The sequence below is a fragment of the Streptomyces alkaliphilus genome, from assembly GCF_014141535.1.
Classification (GTDB): domain Bacteria; phylum Actinomycetota; class Actinomycetes; order Streptomycetales; family Streptomycetaceae; genus Streptomyces; species Streptomyces alkaliphilus.
On the sequence record NZ_VKHT01001667.1, the window covers coordinates 1 to 543 of the forward strand.

Annotated in this window: 1 protein-coding gene; it reads right to left on the reverse strand. The window is 64.6% G+C overall.

Translation table 11 applies throughout. The annotated features are described in order from the left end of the window. Positions 1-27 precede the first annotated feature (27 nt). A complete protein-coding gene (locus FNQ90_RS26235) occupies positions 28-369 on the reverse strand; it encodes an STAS domain-containing protein (protein WP_143625458.1) in 342 nt (113 codons plus the stop codon). Positions 370-543 lie beyond the last annotated feature (174 nt).

The following is a 543-nucleotide window of genomic DNA, read 5'->3' on the forward strand; positions in this document are numbered from 1 at the left end:
ATGTTCGGCTGTGCGATCGGTCGCTGATCAGTCGGCGGCGGAGACCGCGTCGTCCACCGTGGGGTGGATGGGGAACACCTTCGTCAGACCGGTGATCCGGAAGATCTTCAAAATGCGCTCCTGGTTGCACACCAGACGCAACGAGCCCTCCTGCGCGCGCACGCGCTTCAGACCACCGACCAGCACTCCCAGGCCGGTGGAGTCGAGGAAGTCGACGCGCTCCATGTCCACGACCAAGTGGTGGTTGCCGTCATTCACCAGCTCCACCAACTGTTCGCGCAGCTTGGGCGCGGTGTACACGTCGATCTCGCCGCCTACCTCGACGACCGTGCGGTCGCCGACGTTTCGGGTCGACAGGGACAGGTCCACGGATCCTCCAGCACCTTGCTATCGAGCGGTCGCCCCCTGACGCCTCACCGCCTCGGGCAAGGGATGATCGGCAGCCGCCAGTGCATTCAATCACTTGTCCCGGCCGGGGACGATGACTTACGGCCATTGTCCGTCGGACCGGTGACACACTCGGGGTGATGTCCCGCCCGAAGA